A 17,465-nucleotide genomic window follows, 5' to 3' on the forward strand; every position below is an offset into this window, starting at 1 on the left:
TATGTTTGCATTCTAGTTGTCCAAATTAATGATTAAAAAAGGCTTTTCGCACATAGGTATATTTTTTTTATATCTTTTATCGCTCTTGCCATTACCTATACTGCACATTTTCGCTCAAATTCTGTATTACCCACTCTACTATATCATTTGCTACCGTAGAAAAGTAGTAAGGGATAATCTCCTGAAATCCTTTCCAAAAAAGTCTTTGGCTCAAATTATTGCTATAGAAAAAACCTTTTTTAAATACCTTGCAGACCTGATTTTCGAAATCATTAAAATGTCGACTATTTCGAGGTCGCAGTTAAAGAAACGTGTAAAATTTAATAATCTCGACCGTATCGAAGCCTATTTTAACAAGGGCGAAAGTGTTTTAGCCTGCACAGGCCATTATGGTAACTGGGAACTCTGTATGTTGGGACTGGGCATAAATGCAAGCGCTACAGAATACGTAATTTATAAGCCTCTAGCAGATGAAGTGTTCGAAAAGTGGTTCCATAAAATAAGAACACGTTATGGCAATGTATTTGTTGCAATGCGCCAAACACTGAGAACGGTAGTAGCCACAAAGGATATCCCAACTATGTTCTGTTTTGCTAGTGATCAAACCCCGGTTAGAGAGGAAACTCAATATACCTTGAATTTTTTTAATCAGCCTACTGCGGTACTGTTAGGATTAGAAAAAATAGCGCTACAAACCAATAGACCAGTTTTTTACTTTGATGTAACCAGTGTTAAGCCCGGTTATTATGTAGTGGATTGTTTACCATTGTGCTTGGATCCAAAGAGCACCAAAGATCATCAAATCACCGATCGATTTTTTGAGATGCTAACAAAAACCATAAATAGAGATCCAGCTTTCTGGTTATGGAGCCATAGGAGGTGGAAACTAAATGGCTAATAAGCATATACCCAGCGTAGCAGTGGTAATCTTAAATTGGAACGGTAAAAGCTTACTCGAGCAGTTTTTACCAAGCGTTGTCCAATCCGAATACCCAAATCTTCGGATAATTATTGGAGATAACGCTTCAACGGATGATTCTGTTCCTTTTTTAGCAACGCATTATCCAGAAATTCAAGTCATTATAAACGATCAGAATTATGGTTTTGCTGGCGGATATAATCATATTCTTGAAAAAGTAGACGCTGATTATTTCGTTCTGTTAAATTCTGATGTAGAAGTGCCAAGAAATTGGATAGCCCCGGTGATCAACTTAATGGAGAGCGATGAGATGATTGCCGTTGCGCAGCCAAAGATAAAATGGCAGCTGCATCCAGAAAAATTTGAGTATGCTGGGGCTGCTGGCGGTTACATGGATCGGTATGGCTTTCCGTTTTGCAGAGGCAGAATTTTCGACCACCTTGAAATGGATAATGGCCAATACGATAAAGATGAAGATATTTTTTGGGCTAGTGGCGCGGCACTATTCATTAAGCGCAGCAGATGGAACGAGGTTAAGGGTTTCGATGCCGACCTATTTGCGCACATGGAAGAAATTGACCTTTGCTGGCGCTTAAAAAATTGTGGATATAGGATTGTGTGTTGCACCTCCTCAGAGGTCTTCCATGTTGGCGGAGGTACGTTAAATGCAACTAATCCTTACAAAACTTACCTTAATTTCAGGAATAACCTGATGATTATGCAGAAGAATTTGCCTAAAAATGAGGCTTATTTAAAAATACTGGCAAGAATATGGTTCGATTTTGCGGCCTGGCTCCAATTTCTACTTAGTGGAAAGGGAAAATTTGCGATGGCAATCACCAAGGCGCACTTTCATTTTTTTAGAGAGTTAACGAAGACTGGATCAAAAAGAACAGGGGAGCAAATTCCTTTAAAAAATTTATCGGGTGTATATAACAGTAGTATAGTTTGGAGCTATTTTGTTAAAAAGCTAAAAAAATACAGCGACTTGAAATGGTAATTAATGTGGTTAATTAACGCAAAGAGCGCAAAGGGTTTCGCAGAGAACGCAAAGACACAGGTTGGTGAAAAATTTCTAACGCAAAGGCAATTCAGTTAGCTAATTTTAAAGTTTGTCACCCTGAGCTTGTCGAAGGTCTTCGACAGGCTCAGGGTGACAACTCGAGTGAGGGACTAAGCTGTTCTAAGATGTCTAAGATGGTGAAAAATTTTTACGCAGAGAACGCAAAGGCTGAAGTTGCTGAAACTTAGCTGCTTTCACATGGTGAAAATATTAACTGAAGGAGAAAATCTGTGCATCTGTGGCGATGGTAAACCGCAAAGGACGCCAAGAACGCAAAGGCTGAAGTTGCTGAAACTTAGCTGCTCTCGCATGTCGGAAATATTAACTTAAGAGAAAATCTGTGCATCTGTGGCAATCGCTCTTAGGCGTCTGAGGTACCTTAGGTGGTGAAAAATTGATCAAACTTAGCTGTTCTAAGATGTCTAAGATGGTGAAAAATTTTTACGCAAAGGGCGCCAAGAACGCAAAGGCTGAAGTTCCTGAAACTTAGCTGCTCTCGCATTGTGGAAATGTTAACTGAAGGAGAAAATCTGTGCATCTGTGGCAATGGCGCTTAGGCGTCTGAGGTACCTTAGGTGGTGAAAAATTGGGTTAACTTAGCTGTTCTCGGAATCTAAATCAAAAAACTTTCGATTGCCAATCGGTATCCATCTAAACCAAATCCGGTTAGTACCCCTTTACAGTTTTTTCCGGTTAAAGAAATATGGCGATATTCTTCTCTGGCATAGATATTAGAAATATGAACTTCAACAACAGGCGTTTTAATAGCTGCAATGGCATCGGCTAAAGCCACTGAAGTATGGGTAAATCCGCCCCCATTTAATACGATTCCATCATAGGAAAAGCCTACTTCATGTAGCTTATTGATCAGCTCGCCTTCAACATTACTTTGGTAATAATCTATTTCTAGGATGCTAAATAATTCTTTTAATTTAGAAATATAAGAATCAAAGCCCTCAGCCCCATAAATACTTGGTTCACGCAAGCCTAAAAGGTTTAAATTTGGACCATTAATTATTTGTATTTTCATTCGCGGTTTGAGTGCTTTAATATTACCTTATAGTAGCCCTAGTAGATAACGATACAATGTTATAAAAAAAACTGAATAAAAGAATGAATACCCTATCTTATCTTAAAGGTTTTAAGGATTATTTAAAATTAGAACGTTCATTGTCTGAGCATTCTATTCAGGCTTATCTTACAGATGTAGATAAATTGATCCAGTATTATCTAGCCGTAGATAAAGATTTAATTTTAAATAAAGTTGTTTTGGCTGATTTACGCGCCTTTGTGAGTTGGTTAAATGAAATAGGAATGCAAGCCAATACCCAGGCCAGGGTAATTTCTGGAATTAAATCCTTTTTCACCTACCTGATGCAGGAAAATATCATTGTAGAAGATCCAACTTCACTACTTGAGGCGCCAAAATTGAGCAGAAAATTGCCCGACACGCTTAATATTCACGAGATTGATCAACTTATAGCTGCAATTGATGCTTCAAAGCCTGAAGGGATGAGAAACAAGGCAATTATTGAAATGCTGTATGGTTGTGGCCTACGTGTTACTGAACTGGTTGAACTTAGGATTTCGAATATTTATGCCGAAACAGAATTTATAAAAGTGGTTGGAAAAGGAAATAAAGAGCGATTAGTGCCAATTGGGAGTGTGGCCCTTAAATTATTAGAAATCTATGTAAGTCAGATTAGAGTTCATTTGACCATTAAGAAAGGTCACGAAGATTATATTTTCTTGAATAGGTCGGGTAGCCGATTGTCGCGAATTTCTGTCTTTACACTTATAAAGTCGCTCGCAGAAAGGGCTGGCATCCATAAAAACATCAGCCCACACACCCTGCGGCACTCTTTTGCCACCCATTTAATAGAAGGCGGTGCCGATTTGCGCGCTGTGCAAGAAATGCTTGGTCATGCCAGTATTACCACTACAGAAATATATACCCATCTAGAGCGGGATTATTTGAAAGAGGTAATCACCACTTTTCATCCTAGAGCTTAGAGAGATTTGAGATATGAGATGGGAGATGTGAGATGGATGGCGGAAGCTAATTTGATGCGTTCTACGAAAAGATTAGATACCCAAGAATGAATAAACATATTAAGAGATGAACCACATAGCCAAACTTTGGCTTCCATATGCGTATTATTCCTGCAATTAGCAATGGAATTAAATAATAAAACTTATAATCACCAAAAAATTTAAGTTTGGGATAATTAAAAACAAAAAAATATCCTATAACTAAAGTTAATATAATAGACATCGCCCAGCTTAAATTTTCTAGGACAGATTCTTTATATATGTTCGCTAAATTTTTTTTCATCTATTAAATGTATGGATTACTTTTTACAGCAAATCATCCTATCCTTCTCCTGCATATCTTTTCTTAACTCTATGTTTCTAAATTGCTTATCCTTAAGCATATCTACGGTTTCCTTACCTAAATATTCATTAATTTCGAAAAATAGCAATCCATTTGGTTCAAGATTTTTTAAGGCAAAATCTGCAATTGCTTTATAAAAAAGCAAAGGATTATCATCGCTTACAAATAAAGCATGATGCGGTTCGTTAGCCAACACATTTTGGTGAATCTGTGCTTTTTCTTCTTCTTTTATGTAAGGTGGATTGCTAACGATAACCGTGTATGGCGCATAGCGATTAGCGATTTGGATATCGAAAATATCCTGTTCTATAAATTCAACTTCAACATCATTGAGGATTGCATTTTCTTTCGCTGTCGCAATGCTTGCTGATGAAATATCCAATGCAGAAACGGATGCTTGAGGAAGATTTTTCTTGAGCGAAATAGCGATGCATCCACTGCCGGTGCCAATGTCGAGAATGGTGGAGCGTTGGGCGCTGAGCGATAAGCGTTCATGGATTCCCATCCCGATAGCTATCGGGACCCACCTCTTAACCTTCTCTAGCACCCAATCTACAAGCTCTTCAGTTTCCGGACGGGGAATAAGAACGCTTGGATTTACCTTTAAATTTAGGCCATAAAATTGGGTTTCGCCTAAAATATATTGAATTGGTTCACCGGTCAGAAGTCTATTGAGCAAGTGTTCTAACTTGATAACCCCATCCTCCGAAACCTTATCTTCTTTCTTTAATTGATACGCATTTCTATTTAAATTCAAGTGATATTCAACTGCAATCAAAAACAACGAAAAACTTTCTTCATCGCCATAAATTGAGCTTAAATCCCTTTTAAATTTTGATGCTACATCTCTTAATGTCATTGGTGTAAAAATAGAGAAACTTATTTTATCATAATACAAATATTTAAACCTGTGTAGTGATAATTAAATTACTTTTGCTTAATGACGAATGAACTTTACATGCAGCGTTGTTTAGAGCTGGCCGCATTGGGAATGGGAAATGTAAGTCCAAATCCAATGGTAGGTTGTGTAATTGTAAATGAAGGTTTAATTATTGGGGAAGGCTATCATCAAAAATTTGGAGAGGCCCATGCCGAAGTAAATGCCATCCATGATGTAGTTGCCAAATTCGGAGACCTTGCTCCATCCTTGCTAAAAGATGCGGTTGTTTACGTAAATTTAGAACCATGTGCCCATTTCGGGAAAACTCCGCCCTGTGCAGATCTGCTCATTAAACATCGAATTAAAGAAGTAGTTATCGGCAATACCGATCCTTTTGCTGACGTGAACGGGAAAGGCATTGAAAAGCTAAAAGCCGCGGGAATAAGTGTAACAACAGGTATTTTGGAAAAAGAATGTAGCTTCTTAAACAGAAGATTCTTTACGAGAGTCAACTCTCAACGTCCATTTATAATCTTAAAATGGGCACAAACTACTGACGGCTTTTTTGCTCCACTAAATCCCTCACAGAAATGGATTACGGGTGAAGAAGCGAAACAATTCTCGCAACACTGGCGAGGTGAAGAAGATGCCATATTGGTTGGTAAACGAACAGCTTTAATTGATAACCCTCGGTTAACTAACCGCACCACGAGTGGAAAAAATCCCACCCGGATAGTGATAGATCGTAACCTGGACGTCCCAAATACATATCATATTTTTAATGATGAAGCTAAAACCATTATCTTTAATGAAATAAAAACAGAGGTAAATGGTACTGTTCATTTTGTGCAAATGGAAGATATGAATTACTATCTTGCACAAAAATTATCTTTTCAGTTATATTTGATGGATATCCAGTCTGTAATAATTGAAGGGGGCACACAAATTCTAAATCAATTTATTACTGCCAAACTATGGGATGAAGCGAGGGTCTTTACGGCTAAAGCATCATGGAATGAAGGCATTAAAGCCCCAGAATTAACTGGAACTATAGCGAGCCAATTACAATTAGGCGAGGATAAACTAACGGTGTTTACGCCACTCTCAAAATCATGATCTATTTAGTATTAAGTATTATTAGCAGTGTAATTGTTGGTGTTTTGTTAAAATTAGCAAAGCGCTATCAGATTAATGTAATGCAAGCAGTTACATGGAATTACCTATTCGCTATTATATTGAGCATTTTCTTTCTTAAACCTGATTTTTCTTCAATCGCCGCTGGTAATTTCTTATTTGTTTTTATAGCACTCGGTATTTTGCTCCCTTTTATTTTTTTAATGCAAAGTAAAGCGGTTCAACAATCAGGACTTGCGAGAACAGATGTTGCCCAACGTCTATCGCTATTTATTTCGCTCTGCGCCGCTTATTTTCTGTTTAATGAGCATTTTGATCGGTTAAAATATGTGGGATTAATTTTTGGATTTGTAGCCATTGTATGTACGCTTTATCGAAAAAGTGAAAATCTATCCTCTAAAAATAGTTGGCTTTATTTACTCATGGTATTTATAGGTTTTGGTGTAATCGATGTGCTATTTAAATTTGTAAGCCAAATAACAACGGTATCGTACACTACCTCACTATTTCTAATATTTTGTTTGGCTTTTCTACTATCCCTAGCCTATATTTTATATCTCGCTGTTATAAAAAAAACCAAGCTGCAACTTGTAAATTTCTTTTGTGGTGGGGTGCTCGGCTTTTTTAATTTTTGTAACATTTTGTTCTACCTAAAGGCCCACCGAGAAATGGCTGATCAACCCTTTATTGTGTTCGCTACAATGAACATCGGAGTAATTATTTTGGGAAGCATAATCGGAATTTTTGCTTTTAAAGAACGACTAACCAAGCTCAACTATTTTGGTTTGTTATTAGCTCTAGTAGCTATAACCTTAATCACCTTGTCTAAATTACATGCTGTTCGATGATACCTATCAAACCATAAAAACAGTTTCAGAAGGTGTTTTTAGGGATAGAGGCAGTAAATTTATAGGTTACTCTTACCCCATAAAAACGGAAGCCGAGATTAAAAATCTTATAGCAGACCTAAAAGCACAACATCCAAAAGCCAGACATTTTTGTTGGGCTTTGCGGCTTAGTCCAGATCGAACCATATTTAAGTTAAATGATGATGGAGAACCTTCGGGCACTGCAGGGAGACCTATTCTAAATACACTTTTATCATTAGAAATTACAAATGTGTTAGTTGTTGTTGTCCGCTACTTTGGTGGAACACTTCTCGGTGTGCCCGGATTAATTAATGCCTATAAAATGGCTACGGTTGAAGCAATCCGTGCAAATGAGATCATCAGCAAAACCGTTAACGATGTGTATGAACTAAAGTTTGATTATGAAGCGATGAACGCCGTAATGAGCATTGTAAAAACCGAACAGTTAACGGTAATGGAGCAAGATTTTAATAACCATTGCTCATTGAAACTTGAAATTAGAAAGGCAAATCTAAACCAAGTTATAGGGAAACTTGAAAAAATTGAAGGAATAACCATTAACTATTTGTTTACAATTTGATATATTACAGACAATAGACGATAGTCCATAGACCATGGTCCATGGACTACCCCACTTAACTTTAATATTATGAAACTATCAGAAGCTGATTTGATCATTAATCCAGACGGAAGCATATACCACTTAAATTTATTGCCCGAAGATATTGCAGATACAGTGATTACGGTAGGCGATTTAGACAGGGTAAGCGAAGTAAGTAAATATTTCGATTCCATAGAATTAAAGAAAGGTAAAAGAGAATTTATTACACATACCGGTTATATTGGTAAAAAACGTATTACCGTTCTCTCTACGGGTATTGGCACCGATAATATCGATATCGTTTTAAATGAGCTGGACGCTTTGGTTAATATCGATTTTAAAACAAGGGTCATTAAAGATGAATTAAAATCATTGAATATTATCCGTATCGGTACTTCTGGGGCAGTACAACCCGACATCCCTATGGGCACAATTCTGGCCTCTTCATTTGGTTTGGGGTTTGATGCCCTGATGAACTATTATATCCACCAGATCTCTGGCGATGAACATAGTTTGCTTGACAGTATTAAATCGCATTTCTCTCATATTAAAGGAATTAATCCTTATTTAACTGCTGCAGACGATAAATTGCTCCAAACTATCGGCGCTGGTATGGAACAGGGAATCACCATTACGGCTCCTGGATTTTATGCTCCACAAGGAAGGCAGGTACGTGCTAAAAATGCAGTTCCTAATTTTATCGGTCAGTTAAATAGTTTTAAGCAGGGAAAATATAGAATTACTAATCTCGAAATGGAAACTGCAGGAATTTATGCATTGGCCAAGACCTTAGGACATAAAGCACTGTCGATCAATGCTATTTTGGCGAGTAGAGTAAATTTCGAGTTTAGCAGTAACCCTAATGAAATTGTAGAAAAAGCAATCCAAACGGTATTGGAAAGATTAACGTAATCGAAATGAGAGTTAAAAATGCATTGTTAACGTTCATCGACTTCTTTTACCCGCCATTTAGAAAGTACATTGGATTACAAACTTTTAGATATGCGGTTTGTGGAGGAAGTAATGCACTGTTGAACCTACTTGTTTTTCATCTTAGCTACCACTTCTTATTTGACCGTTACACCATCGGTATTTTTGGATTTACCATTACGCAATATATTTCTGCTTATATGGTTGCCCTTTCTATTAGTTTTCCGGTAGGGTTTTGTTTAAACAAATTCGTTGTATTTCAGGAATCTAATCTTCAGGGCAAAACCCAGTTCGTTAGGTATGCCTCACTAGCCATAACCAATGTATTTTTAGATTATTCTTTATTGCACTTGCTAATTGGCTATCTTAAGTTTTGGCCTACCCTATCACAGGCATTTATCATTATCTTCTTATCACTGATTAGTTATTTTTATCAGACGTATTTCTCCTTTAAGACGGTGAAGTGAACGGTTGCGTTAAGCGTAAAGCGATAAGCGTTTGGCGTTAAGTGCTTTCCAAATTTTTAACAAACTCATAAATAGTGCAATTGGGGTAACCTTTTTTATTAAGCCACGAGAGAAACAGATCCATTCTTTCAATCATTTTATGGCCCGAATTTCTGCTCACATAACTCGGAAAGCCAAAACGTTGTTTATCCTTTAGATCGGTAAATTCCCATGGATGAAAATAAATATTTAAATAGCCATCTTTTTTAATGCTTTTGCCCACTAAATATTTATAAAACCACAACGGAAAATTATGAAATGAGAGCCAAAACAAGGGAATCCTTAGCGATGGGCTAACTGATGCGGGTAATTGAAGCACTCCTTCATTCTTAAAGTACGTACGGGAAATATTCAGATTGTTATACCTTCCGGGAAGGAAAGTTGGATTGATAGAACTATTGTACACATATCCCGCGGTAGCGATTTCCCTCTCGTCAACGGGCATCATTCTTGGCATTCGGAAGCCATAAATTGGCGCATTAAAGATTTCTTCGAGCCTTTGCTTTGAACCTATAAGATCTTTAATTTCGAATTGTGAATGAAAATAACTGTGTGAAGCTAATTCATGACCTTCGGTTTTGATCCTTTGCATCACCTCCGGGGCATTTTCTGCAAAGATTACCGTCGAAAAAAATGTAGCCTTAAACCGGTGTTTCTTTAAAAGATCTAAAATTGCGTGTGTTCCGGTAACGGAGATATTGATCTGATCTTCGAACCTAATCGTTTTACCATACTCAAATGGCATATCAAATTCCTCAATATCAAAACTTAATAAAATCACTGAATGATACCTGGAATATTGGATGATCGGATGATATAATTAGGTCTGTTCTTAGTTTGCATAAACATTTTTCCAATATAGATACCAATAATTCCCAAAATAATTAATTGTAATCCGCCGAAAAAGGCAACCGTCATTATCAAAGATGCCCAACCACTAACCTCTTGTCCGATATAAATTGAATAGAACACATAAGGTACGTAAAACAAAGAGGTAAAAGAGAAAAAGAAGCCGAGATAAACTGCGGTATGCAATGGTTTAACACTTAATGAAGTTACACCTTGGATAGCCAGACGCCTCATTTTAGAAACATTATATTTACTGGCACCAGCGAATCTTTTCTCAGGAACGTAATCTATTGCATATTGTTTAAACCCAAGCCACTTAACCAATCCCCTAATAAAGAGATCATTTTCTTTAAAGTTTTTAAAAATATTTACGGCATTTCTATCGATTAACCTAAAATCAGCGGTTCCGGGTTCAATCTCAATGTCAGATAGAGAATTAAGCAGCTTATAGAAATAATAGGATGATTTTCTTTTCTTTAGAGATAATGATTTATCCTCTTTTCTACGGGTATAAACAATTTCGTAACCCTCCTCCCATTTCTCTAGCATTTGTTTAAAAAGCTCTGGTGGATGTTGTAGATCCGCGTCTAATGAGATTACACAATCGCCCTGGGCAAAATCTAGGCCGGCTTTTAGCGCTGGTTGATGGCCAAAATTTCTGGAGAACTCGATATAATAAAAATTACTTTTTGTTCTAGCTAATTCCTCAATTACCGCAAGGGTTTTGTCTGTTCCACCGTCATCAACTACTAAAATATCATAATCATAAGTTAAAGTTTGAAACACCTTATCGATCCTATCTACAATAACGATAATATTTTCTTCCTCATTATGGGCCGGAATTACTATGGATACTAGTTTCTTCATTTAAAATCTATTAAAACACTATATCTGCCTGTATGCATGGTTAAATCTTTTATAATTTTAAGGTCTATTTTCATTTCCTCAGCTATCTGGATAAAATAGGATTCTTCAACTTGTAAAAAACCATTTTTCTTAATATTCCTGTACTCTGAAAACATCGCATAAGCTAAAAATCGAATAAATTTTAAGGTATATCCATTCTTAATGGCATGTTTAACAATACTAAAGATATCCCCAAATGTTGAATGTTTGGTTGGAATGATATCTGCCAACAAACAACTAAAGGGCTGTTGCTCTGCAGCTTTCTTTAAACTCTCTATCAATTTCTTAATTTCTTCTTTACAGGAATAATATTGAAGAATACTTAAAAAAATTACCCTGTTTATGTGTTCATCTACTATGAGGGTATGATATTGACTATAATCATAAACCTTGCTTAAACTAAACTTCGTGTTTTTATAAGGCGCAAAAGCCTTTTCACATATTTCTATATATTTTTCGGAAATATCTGTTCCATGAACAAACTCGCACTTGTCTTTTAAATAATCAATCAAAAATCCCGGTCCACAGCCAATATCCAAAAAGCGATCAGTATCCTTTATTGGATAAACCTCATTTAACTTTTTCGCAAAGAACAAAGTTGATTGTGCCATAGTAGAATTAAATCCAGTTGGATTTTTCTTCCAAAATGCTTCCCAAGTGGTATTTTTTTGCCCAGTATTATGCATTTGTGGGTTCCAGTTCTTGTCTTTCTTTAAACTTAATGAATAATAACCTATAGGTGATATCAAACCAAATTAGGATACATGGTACTGCTTTTAGCGCATAGGGAATAACATAGGTTTGCCTTATGAACTTTGGAAAAAGATCGGATGGGGAAAAACTCGTTAGAATGATGGCGAAGATCAATAAAAAGTAGGTGTAAGCTGATTTTTCTACGAGGGTAAACCATATGGCTAAACCTAAAAATCCAATAATGTAAGTTGGCGACTCTACGTTTGTATTAAAGAGCACCAAACACAAGAGCACATAACTTAAAATTAATAGACGATAGGTTTTAAATTGATACATTTTAGTACGCATTAGTACTATTAATAAGAGTAAGCCTGCAAATGCACAACCATATAAAACGTGGATGTGTAATCCAAAGGTTTTCCTCACAAAGCCTAGAAACGAGATATCTGCCATGAGATTAACTTCATTATCCAAATTTTTTGCAGTGAGCGAAAGGAACCAGTCGTGATAACTCTTGATAATAAAAGAATGGCTTGAAATCAACATCGGTAAACAGAAGAGTACAATCAATGTTACTGGCAGCCAAACCATAAAATTGAGTTTCTTTTTGTAAAATAGGAAAAAAGCAAGGGCAACAACGCCATATAATTTTACCAAAAAACCGACTGCAATTACAAAAGCCGCTTTAATAGTTTTTTGTTTCTCCATGTAAGCAAACGACAAGAGAATTAGGCCCGTTATCCCTACATTAAACTGAAACGAAAATAGAGAGGTTAAACATTCATGCGCACAGATCCATGCGATCAATTTAAGGTACTTATTGGGTAAGGGCAGCGAAAAAATTCCTATCAATAAAACCACAGTATTTGCTATATTCCATAGCAGTGTACCTAGCCAATCGGGCAAAATAGCAAAGGGCGCAATTATAATCGAAAAAAAAGGACCATAATGGTTCATGTCCAAGTATTCGGTATCCAAATTATAAAGTGGTTTTTGCTCCCATGTATGCCAAAAGACATATTTAAAAATCAAGTAATTGTTGTACGATCCGTGCAAATACTGTTTAAGTGTAGAAACAATTGCCAACAGGATGTAAACACAAATGATAGTGCGTTTATGGAATAAAAAGTTAATGATATTATTGAATATAGATTTTGAGCGCATTTATTCTCTGTTGATCTAATGAAGTAATTCATCAAGAAATTAGATTCATCCCAATTTGAACAAAAAATATTATTTATCCAACATATTTGTTACAATTATTCTCTGTAGGGGAATATTTTCTTTCAACACCTCATTTCCGGCAGCATCCAGATAAGTAACTGTCATTGCGTTGAGATCGGTAATCCATTTTTCGACCCCTGAAGAGGCGGCTTCTCTGCAAAAAGTCTGAAAATCTGTTTCGCCTTGTTGGTTGGCTTTTAAGGCATCCTTAAATTCTTGCACGGAAACTGTTGGTTCGATCAATAAACTTTCGTAGACCGGGTGGCCTTCAACGGTTTCATCGCCTTGACCAAAATAAATAGCCATGCCATTTATAACATAGGTATCTGATCTGGTTACGCCCATTGCCTTCAGCTCAGCAGCAAATTTGGGGAAATCTGCACCAGAGTTCATGCGTTGTTTTGCTAGTTGGATTTCTTCGATGGTGAACATAACTTTTTAAATTTAAGTTAAACAAACAAAGACACTTATACTACAACTTTATAAATTGTAGTTTGAGTATAAATTTCGCCAGGTCTTAATATCGTATTTGGAAAGTGAGGAATGTTTATTGCATTGGGATGATGTTGGGTTTCTACGCAAAAGGCCTCAAATGGATGGTAATGTTTACCTTGTTTTCCGTTTTCAACATCTAAATATTTCGCTGTATAGAAATGTGCAACGGGTTCGGTGCTGTATACCAATAAAGTAAGTCGGGTTTTAGGTTCTATGGTTTTACTTGCCAAAGTTAATGCCCCATACTCCTTATCTAATACATAGGATTGATCATACCCTAATTCCTCATCCCAGCCCTCGCCTATTGCTTTTCCCTCTCTAAAATCGTGATGCGTATGATCTACCGGTATCAGGTTTCCCGTTGCTGCCGAATCAGAATTCTGTTCTAAATAATGGGAGGCATTCATATAGTGGATATGGTTAGTGATCTTTCCGCCGCTTTCAGACAAATTGAAGTAACTATGGTGAGTTAAATTTACTGCAGTGGCCTCATCGGTATCTGCTGTGTAGCTTAGGATTAGCTCATCGAAATTTGTTAACTCAAAAGAAAGCTGGATGCCTAAATCTCCAGGAAAATTTTCTTCTCCATCTAAACTTAAATACTGAAATGTAACCTTTGCCCGAGGTTCATTAACTTCAATAATGTCCCATATTTTACTATCAAAACCAGAGTTTCCTCCATGTAAACAATTGTTGCCATTATTTTTAGCTACCTGATAGTCGTTTGAGTTAATGCTAAACTTTGCATTCGCTATCCTATTGGCGTAGCGGCCAATTATTGCACCTAAATAAGGATAGTTCGATTTGTACGCAGGGCTGATATATGATTCGAATTCATCGAATCCCAGTACAATATCCTGTGTTTTTCCTTCGGCGTTTTTAATTATAAAGTGGCTAATGATAGTACCGTAATTAAATATTTTAACATAGCTACCCTTATCATTCGTTAGTTCTACTGCAATTACCTCTTTTTCTTCAATAAAAATCCCTGTATTTATTTGCTTTACTTTCATCTATGGTTTATTTTGGTCGGAATGGCAATTACTTATTCCATCTATTTTTTTTATAACAATTTAATCATGTCGGGATCATAAATTGTATCTTAGGCCATCGGCTAAATTTACAATTTTAACTTTCAATCTGCCAATATTTTTTATGGAGAACCAATTAATTGAGACATTTTTAGAGAAATATAAACAGCAACCAGCGGCAACTTATTTTGCTCCTGGCAGAGTAAACCTAATCGGAGAACATATCGACTATAATGGTGGTTTGGTAATGCCTTGCGCTATTACCGCCGGGACATGGTTATTGATGGCACCCAATAATGACCAGGTTATTAGGTTTAGTAGTGTTAATTTTGAAGAAGAGCAATCATTTCCAATTCAACAAAACTATACCAAGACAGGGAACGACTGGTTTAATTATCCGCTGGGAGTTTTTCATGAACTACATCAGTTTGATTGGCTATCTGGTGGGATGGATTTATTGTACTACGGCAATATTCCAATAGGTGCGGGTTTATCTTCATCAGCTTCTATTGAGGTTTTAACTGCCTATGCATTAAATGATTATTATCACCTTGGTCATGATAAACTGGAGTTAGTTAAGCTCTCCAAAAGAGTTGAAAATAACTTTATAGGACTAAATTCTGGCATTATGGACCAATTCGCAGTAGCATTTGGCGAAGCTAACAAAGCCTTGGTTCTAAATTGTGATACGTTAAAATATAAAGTGGTAGATTGTGAACTAGGCGATTATGTGTTGGCTATCATCAATACCAATAAAAGCAGAAAATTAGAAGAATCAAAGTATAATGAGAGGTTCGAACAATGCGGGGTAGCTTTAAAAGCACTCCAACAAGAAATTAATATCAATAATTTATGTGAGCTTACCGCCGAAAAATTCGCGCTGCACAGTTACCTGATTAAAGATGAAGTGATCTTAAAAAGAGCTACCCATGTTGTTAAAGAAAATGATAGGGTAAATTTGGCAGCTAAAGCGCTTAATTCGGGCCATTTGGACGAATTTGGCAGGTTAATGTACGCCTCTCATCAATCGCTGAGAGAACTGTATGAAGTGTCAGGAGTAGAACTTGATACGATTGTTGATTTTTGTAAGGATTACGAAAATGTAATTGGCGCAAGGATGACAGGCGCAGGATTTGGTGGTTGTGCTATAGCCTTGCTTAAAAAAGGCACCGAAGAGGATTTTGCAAAGAAACTAACCGATTATTATGTGGAGAGGATTGGCTATCCTACTACAATTTATATCCATCAGATTGGAAATGGAGTTCAACGAATTAGCTAAAAAGTGATGAAAAAGCTGAAACTAGACGAACTTAATCGGGTAAATGTCGAAGAATTTAAGGAACAGGAAAAATTGCCGGTTGTAGTGGTGCTAGACAATGTAAGGAGTATGCACAATGTTGGATCGGTATTTCGCACTGCGGATGGATTTGCAATCGAAAAAGTAGTGCTTTGTGGAATAACAGCGCAGCCTCCACATCGTGAAATAGAGAAAACCGCTTTAGGGGCTACTCTTGCTGTAGATTGGGAATATGTTGATGATACCTTAAAGGCCATTGATTCATTAAAGCAAGACGGTTATGTAATCATTGCTATAGAACAGGCTCAAAATAGTACCATGCTTAATTTATTTACCCCATCTTCTGATCAAAAATATGCCCTTATATTTGGTAATGAGGTAAATGGGGTAAGTGATGAGGCAATGCAACAAATAGATCATTGTATAGAAATACCCCAGTTTGGAACCAAACATTCATTTAATATCGTAATCTCCGCAGGTATTGTTTTATGGGACTTTTTCGCGAAATTGAAGCTGAATTAGATATGAGATATGAGACAAGAGATATGAGAATATTTTAATGATGGGTAATAACTTACTCTAACGCTTAACCCCTAACGCTTATCGCTTAACGCCTAACGCTTATCCCTTATGGAAAACTTACTTTTAAAGAAACTTCACATCAAGTCAGGCTTCTGGGTTAACATCATCAACTCCCCAGCTAATTTTACTGAAATTTTCGGATCAGTACCTGGGGATATTGGGTTTTCTTTTGATGAATCAACAAACATGAATGCCCTTCTTGTTTTTGCAATAAACAAACAGGATATGGTTGATGCCCTGACGGCAGAAATAAATTTAATTGATGAAAAATTGATTTGCTGGATTTTATACCCAAAAGCAAAATCTAAATTGGCTGGCGATTTAAATCTAATGCAAAGCTGGGACGAATTAAAAGCATTGAACCTCACTCCTTGTGCATCAGCAGCAATTAATGAAACATGGACCGCCATAAGGATAAAACCAGAAAGCGCTACAAAACGCTCCGGCCAGGGTAATGCCCAGATCACACAAAGTGATTTTGGAAATTATATCGACGTTACCAACAAAACCGTAATCTTACCTGAAGATCTAAAATTGGCTCTTACAACAAATCCGCTTGCATTAAACTTTTACGAACAGCTTTCCTACTCTAACCGCAAAGAATACGTACTATGGGTTTTAACTGCAAAACAGGAAAAGACTAGATTAGATCGTATCGAAAAAACCGTGGAAAAATTAGCGATAGGAAAGAAAAACCCTAGTGAAAAGTAGTTTGTAGGGGAGTCAGAAAGTCCGGAAGTCCAGAAGCCCAAGAGTCGAATGGTAACCTACAAACTTAGATGCCCTTAGATGTCTGAGATGGGGAAAAAGTTTACAGTTAACAATTTCCAGTATTCAGTTATTCGATAAACTCAGACCGACAGCTTGGGGAAGTAAACTTAGATGCCCTTAGATGTCTGAGATGGTGAAAAAGTTTACAGTTAACAATTTCCAGTATTCAGTTATTCGACAAACTCAGACCGACAGCTTGGGGAAGAAACTTAGATGCCCTTAGATGTCTGAGATGGTGAAAAAGTTTACAGTTAACAATTTCCAGTATTCAGTTATTCGACAAACTCAGACCGACAGCTCGGGGAAGTAAACTTAGATGC

At 36.7% G+C, this 17,465-nt stretch carries 19 protein-coding genes; 11 read left to right on the plus strand and 8 right to left on the minus strand.

Translation table 11 applies throughout. From position 1 onward, the window contains the following. Window positions 1–28 precede the first annotated feature (28 nt). Both AC6H0V_RS05505 and AC6H0V_RS05510 read left to right on the plus strand, forming a co-directional pair. Window positions 29–898, plus strand: coding sequence for a lysophospholipid acyltransferase family protein (locus tag AC6H0V_RS05505; RefSeq protein WP_497562713.1), 870 nt, complete (start codon window positions 29–31; stop codon window positions 896–898). After that, window positions 891–1,919 (plus strand): glycosyltransferase family 2 protein, encoded by a 1,029-nt coding sequence (locus AC6H0V_RS05510; protein WP_497562714.1) that lies wholly within the window; start codon window positions 891–893, stop codon window positions 1,917–1,919. The genes AC6H0V_RS05505 and AC6H0V_RS05510 overlap by 8 nt, the downstream gene beginning before the upstream one ends. Window positions 1,920–2,595: 676 nt before the next feature. On the opposite strand, the gene AC6H0V_RS05515 is transcribed toward AC6H0V_RS05510, so the two are convergent. Further along, window positions 2,596–3,012 (minus strand): type II 3-dehydroquinate dehydratase, encoded by a 417-nt coding sequence (locus AC6H0V_RS05515; RefSeq protein WP_497562715.1) that lies wholly within the window; start codon window positions 3,010–3,012, stop codon window positions 2,596–2,598. A gap of 83 nt (window positions 3,013–3,095) precedes the next feature. Here AC6H0V_RS05515 and xerD point away from each other — a divergent pair, with 83 nt between their 5' ends. Next, the gene (gene xerD / locus AC6H0V_RS05520; RefSeq protein ID WP_497562716.1) at window positions 3,096–3,995 is read left to right on the plus strand and encodes a site-specific tyrosine recombinase XerD; all 900 of its coding nucleotides are present in this window, start codon (window positions 3,096–3,098) and stop codon (window positions 3,993–3,995) included. 338 nt (window positions 3,996–4,333) lie between these two features. Here xerD and prmC read toward each other — a convergent pair whose 3' ends face one another. Next, window positions 4,334–5,236: a peptide chain release factor N(5)-glutamine methyltransferase gene (prmC, locus tag AC6H0V_RS05525; RefSeq protein ID WP_497562717.1), complete on the minus strand. Its 903-nt coding sequence runs from the start codon at window positions 5,234–5,236 to the stop codon at window positions 4,334–4,336. A gap of 81 nt (window positions 5,237–5,317) precedes the next feature. Between prmC and ribD the strand changes: the two genes are divergently transcribed. The 5 genes from ribD (at window position 5,318) to AC6H0V_RS05550 (ending at window position 9,258) form a co-directional block, all read left to right on the plus strand. Continuing rightward, window positions 5,318–6,373, plus strand: a complete 1,056-nt coding sequence (ribD, locus tag AC6H0V_RS05530) for a bifunctional diaminohydroxyphosphoribosylaminopyrimidine deaminase/5-amino-6-(5-phosphoribosylamino)uracil reductase RibD (protein ID WP_497562718.1) — start codon at window positions 5,318–5,320, stop codon at window positions 6,371–6,373. Then, complete coding sequence (locus AC6H0V_RS05535) at window positions 6,370–7,239, plus strand: EamA family transporter (RefSeq protein WP_497562719.1); 870 nt, start codon at window positions 6,370–6,372, stop codon at window positions 7,237–7,239. The genes ribD and AC6H0V_RS05535 overlap by 4 nt, the downstream gene beginning before the upstream one ends. After that, window positions 7,226–7,840 (plus strand): IMPACT family protein, encoded by a 615-nt coding sequence (locus tag AC6H0V_RS05540; RefSeq protein WP_497562720.1) that lies wholly within the window; start codon window positions 7,226–7,228, stop codon window positions 7,838–7,840. Before AC6H0V_RS05535 ends, AC6H0V_RS05540 begins: the two co-directional genes overlap by 14 nt. A 69-nt stretch (window positions 7,841–7,909) precedes the next feature. Further along, a complete protein-coding gene (locus AC6H0V_RS05545) occupies window positions 7,910–8,773 on the plus strand; it encodes a nucleoside phosphorylase (RefSeq protein WP_497562721.1) in 864 nt (287 codons plus the stop codon). 5 nt (window positions 8,774–8,778) lie between these two features. After that, window positions 8,779–9,258 carry a GtrA family protein gene (locus AC6H0V_RS05550; protein WP_497562722.1) on the plus strand — a complete coding sequence of 160 codons (480 nt, stop codon included), beginning with the start codon at window positions 8,779–8,781 and terminating at the stop codon, window positions 9,256–9,258. A gap of 37 nt (window positions 9,259–9,295) precedes the next feature. On the opposite strand, the gene AC6H0V_RS05555 is transcribed toward AC6H0V_RS05550, so the two are convergent. The 6 genes from AC6H0V_RS05555 to AC6H0V_RS05580 all read right to left on the minus strand — a co-directional run bounded on the left by AC6H0V_RS05555 (window position 9,296) and on the right by AC6H0V_RS05580 (window position 14,477). Then, window positions 9,296–10,078, minus strand: a complete 783-nt coding sequence (locus AC6H0V_RS05555; protein ID WP_497562723.1) for a polysaccharide deacetylase family protein — start codon at window positions 10,076–10,078, stop codon at window positions 9,296–9,298. After that, window positions 10,075–11,013 carry a glycosyltransferase family 2 protein gene (locus tag AC6H0V_RS05560; protein WP_497562724.1) on the minus strand — a complete coding sequence of 313 codons (939 nt, stop codon included), beginning with the start codon at window positions 11,011–11,013 and terminating at the stop codon, window positions 10,075–10,077. Before AC6H0V_RS05560 ends, AC6H0V_RS05555 begins: the two co-directional genes overlap by 4 nt. Then, on the minus strand, window positions 11,010–11,738 hold the full coding sequence (locus AC6H0V_RS05565) for a methyltransferase domain-containing protein (RefSeq protein WP_497562725.1): 729 nt from the start codon (window positions 11,736–11,738) through the stop codon (window positions 11,010–11,012). The genes AC6H0V_RS05560 and AC6H0V_RS05565 overlap by 4 nt, the downstream gene beginning before the upstream one ends. Further along, window positions 11,731–12,909: a glycosyltransferase family 87 protein gene (locus AC6H0V_RS05570; RefSeq protein ID WP_497562726.1), complete on the minus strand. Its 1,179-nt coding sequence runs from the start codon at window positions 12,907–12,909 to the stop codon at window positions 11,731–11,733. Before AC6H0V_RS05570 ends, AC6H0V_RS05565 begins: the two co-directional genes overlap by 8 nt. A gap of 69 nt (window positions 12,910–12,978) precedes the next feature. Beyond that, window positions 12,979–13,401, minus strand: a complete 423-nt coding sequence (locus AC6H0V_RS05575) for a DUF1398 domain-containing protein (RefSeq protein WP_497562727.1) — start codon at window positions 13,399–13,401, stop codon at window positions 12,979–12,981. Window positions 13,402–13,436: 35 nt separating this feature from the next. Further along, entirely contained in the window at window positions 13,437–14,477 is a 1,041-nt protein-coding gene (locus tag AC6H0V_RS05580; RefSeq protein WP_497562728.1) for an aldose epimerase family protein, read from the minus strand. A 142-nt stretch (window positions 14,478–14,619) separates the two neighbouring features. Between AC6H0V_RS05580 and AC6H0V_RS05585 the strand changes: the two genes are divergently transcribed. The 3 genes from AC6H0V_RS05585 (at window position 14,620) to AC6H0V_RS05595 (ending at window position 17,085) form a co-directional block, all read left to right on the plus strand. Further along, window positions 14,620–15,774: a galactokinase gene (locus tag AC6H0V_RS05585; RefSeq protein WP_497562729.1), complete on the plus strand. Its 1,155-nt coding sequence runs from the start codon at window positions 14,620–14,622 to the stop codon at window positions 15,772–15,774. A 6-nt stretch (window positions 15,775–15,780) separates the two neighbouring features. Next, entirely contained in the window at window positions 15,781–16,314 is a 534-nt protein-coding gene (locus AC6H0V_RS05590) for an RNA methyltransferase (RefSeq protein WP_497562730.1), read from the plus strand. 108 nt (window positions 16,315–16,422) lie between these two features. Then, on the plus strand, window positions 16,423–17,085 hold the full coding sequence (locus tag AC6H0V_RS05595; protein WP_497562731.1) for a YdeI/OmpD-associated family protein: 663 nt from the start codon (window positions 16,423–16,425) through the stop codon (window positions 17,083–17,085). Window positions 17,086–17,465 lie beyond the last annotated feature (380 nt).

Source organism: Pedobacter sp. NO84 (genome assembly GCF_059703915.1).

Excerpts from the sequence above, each read along its gene's own strand:
- AC6H0V_RS05545 (WP_497562721.1), top strand. The coding sequence starts at position 7,910 with ATGAAACTATCAGAAGCTGATTTGATCATTAATCCAGACGGAAGCATA.
- prmC (WP_497562717.1), bottom strand. The coding sequence starts at position 5,236 with ATGACATTAAGAGATGTAGCATCAAAATTTAAAAGGGATTTAAGCTCA.
- AC6H0V_RS05585 (WP_497562729.1), top strand. The coding sequence starts at position 14,620 with ATGGAGAACCAATTAATTGAGACATTTTTAGAGAAATATAAACAGCAA.
- AC6H0V_RS05550 (WP_497562722.1), top strand. The coding sequence starts at position 8,779 with ATGAGAGTTAAAAATGCATTGTTAACGTTCATCGACTTCTTTTACCCG.
- AC6H0V_RS05510 (WP_497562714.1), top strand. The coding sequence starts at position 891 with ATGGCTAATAAGCATATACCCAGCGTAGCAGTGGTAATCTTAAATTGG.
- xerD (WP_497562716.1), top strand. The coding sequence starts at position 3,096 with ATGAATACCCTATCTTATCTTAAAGGTTTTAAGGATTATTTAAAATTA.
- AC6H0V_RS05580 (WP_497562728.1), bottom strand. The coding sequence starts at position 14,477 with ATGAAAGTAAAGCAAATAAATACAGGGATTTTTATTGAAGAAAAAGAG.
- AC6H0V_RS05590 (WP_497562730.1), top strand. The coding sequence starts at position 15,781 with ATGAAAAAGCTGAAACTAGACGAACTTAATCGGGTAAATGTCGAAGAA.
- AC6H0V_RS05535 (WP_497562719.1), top strand. The coding sequence starts at position 6,370 with ATGATCTATTTAGTATTAAGTATTATTAGCAGTGTAATTGTTGGTGTT.
- AC6H0V_RS05505 (WP_497562713.1), top strand. The coding sequence starts at position 29 with ATGATTAAAAAAGGCTTTTCGCACATAGGTATATTTTTTTTATATCTT.
- AC6H0V_RS05515 (WP_497562715.1), bottom strand. The coding sequence starts at position 3,012 with ATGAAAATACAAATAATTAATGGTCCAAATTTAAACCTTTTAGGCTTG.
- AC6H0V_RS05570 (WP_497562726.1), bottom strand. The coding sequence starts at position 12,909 with ATGCGCTCAAAATCTATATTCAATAATATCATTAACTTTTTATTCCAT.
- AC6H0V_RS05540 (WP_497562720.1), top strand. The coding sequence starts at position 7,226 with ATGCTGTTCGATGATACCTATCAAACCATAAAAACAGTTTCAGAAGGT.
- AC6H0V_RS05560 (WP_497562724.1), bottom strand. The coding sequence starts at position 11,013 with ATGAAGAAACTAGTATCCATAGTAATTCCGGCCCATAATGAGGAAGAA.
- AC6H0V_RS05575 (WP_497562727.1), bottom strand. The coding sequence starts at position 13,401 with ATGTTCACCATCGAAGAAATCCAACTAGCAAAACAACGCATGAACTCT.
- ribD (WP_497562718.1), top strand. The coding sequence starts at position 5,318 with ATGACGAATGAACTTTACATGCAGCGTTGTTTAGAGCTGGCCGCATTG.
- AC6H0V_RS05565 (WP_497562725.1), bottom strand. The coding sequence starts at position 11,738 with ATGCATAATACTGGGCAAAAAAATACCACTTGGGAAGCATTTTGGAAG.
- AC6H0V_RS05595 (WP_497562731.1), top strand. The coding sequence starts at position 16,423 with ATGGAAAACTTACTTTTAAAGAAACTTCACATCAAGTCAGGCTTCTGG.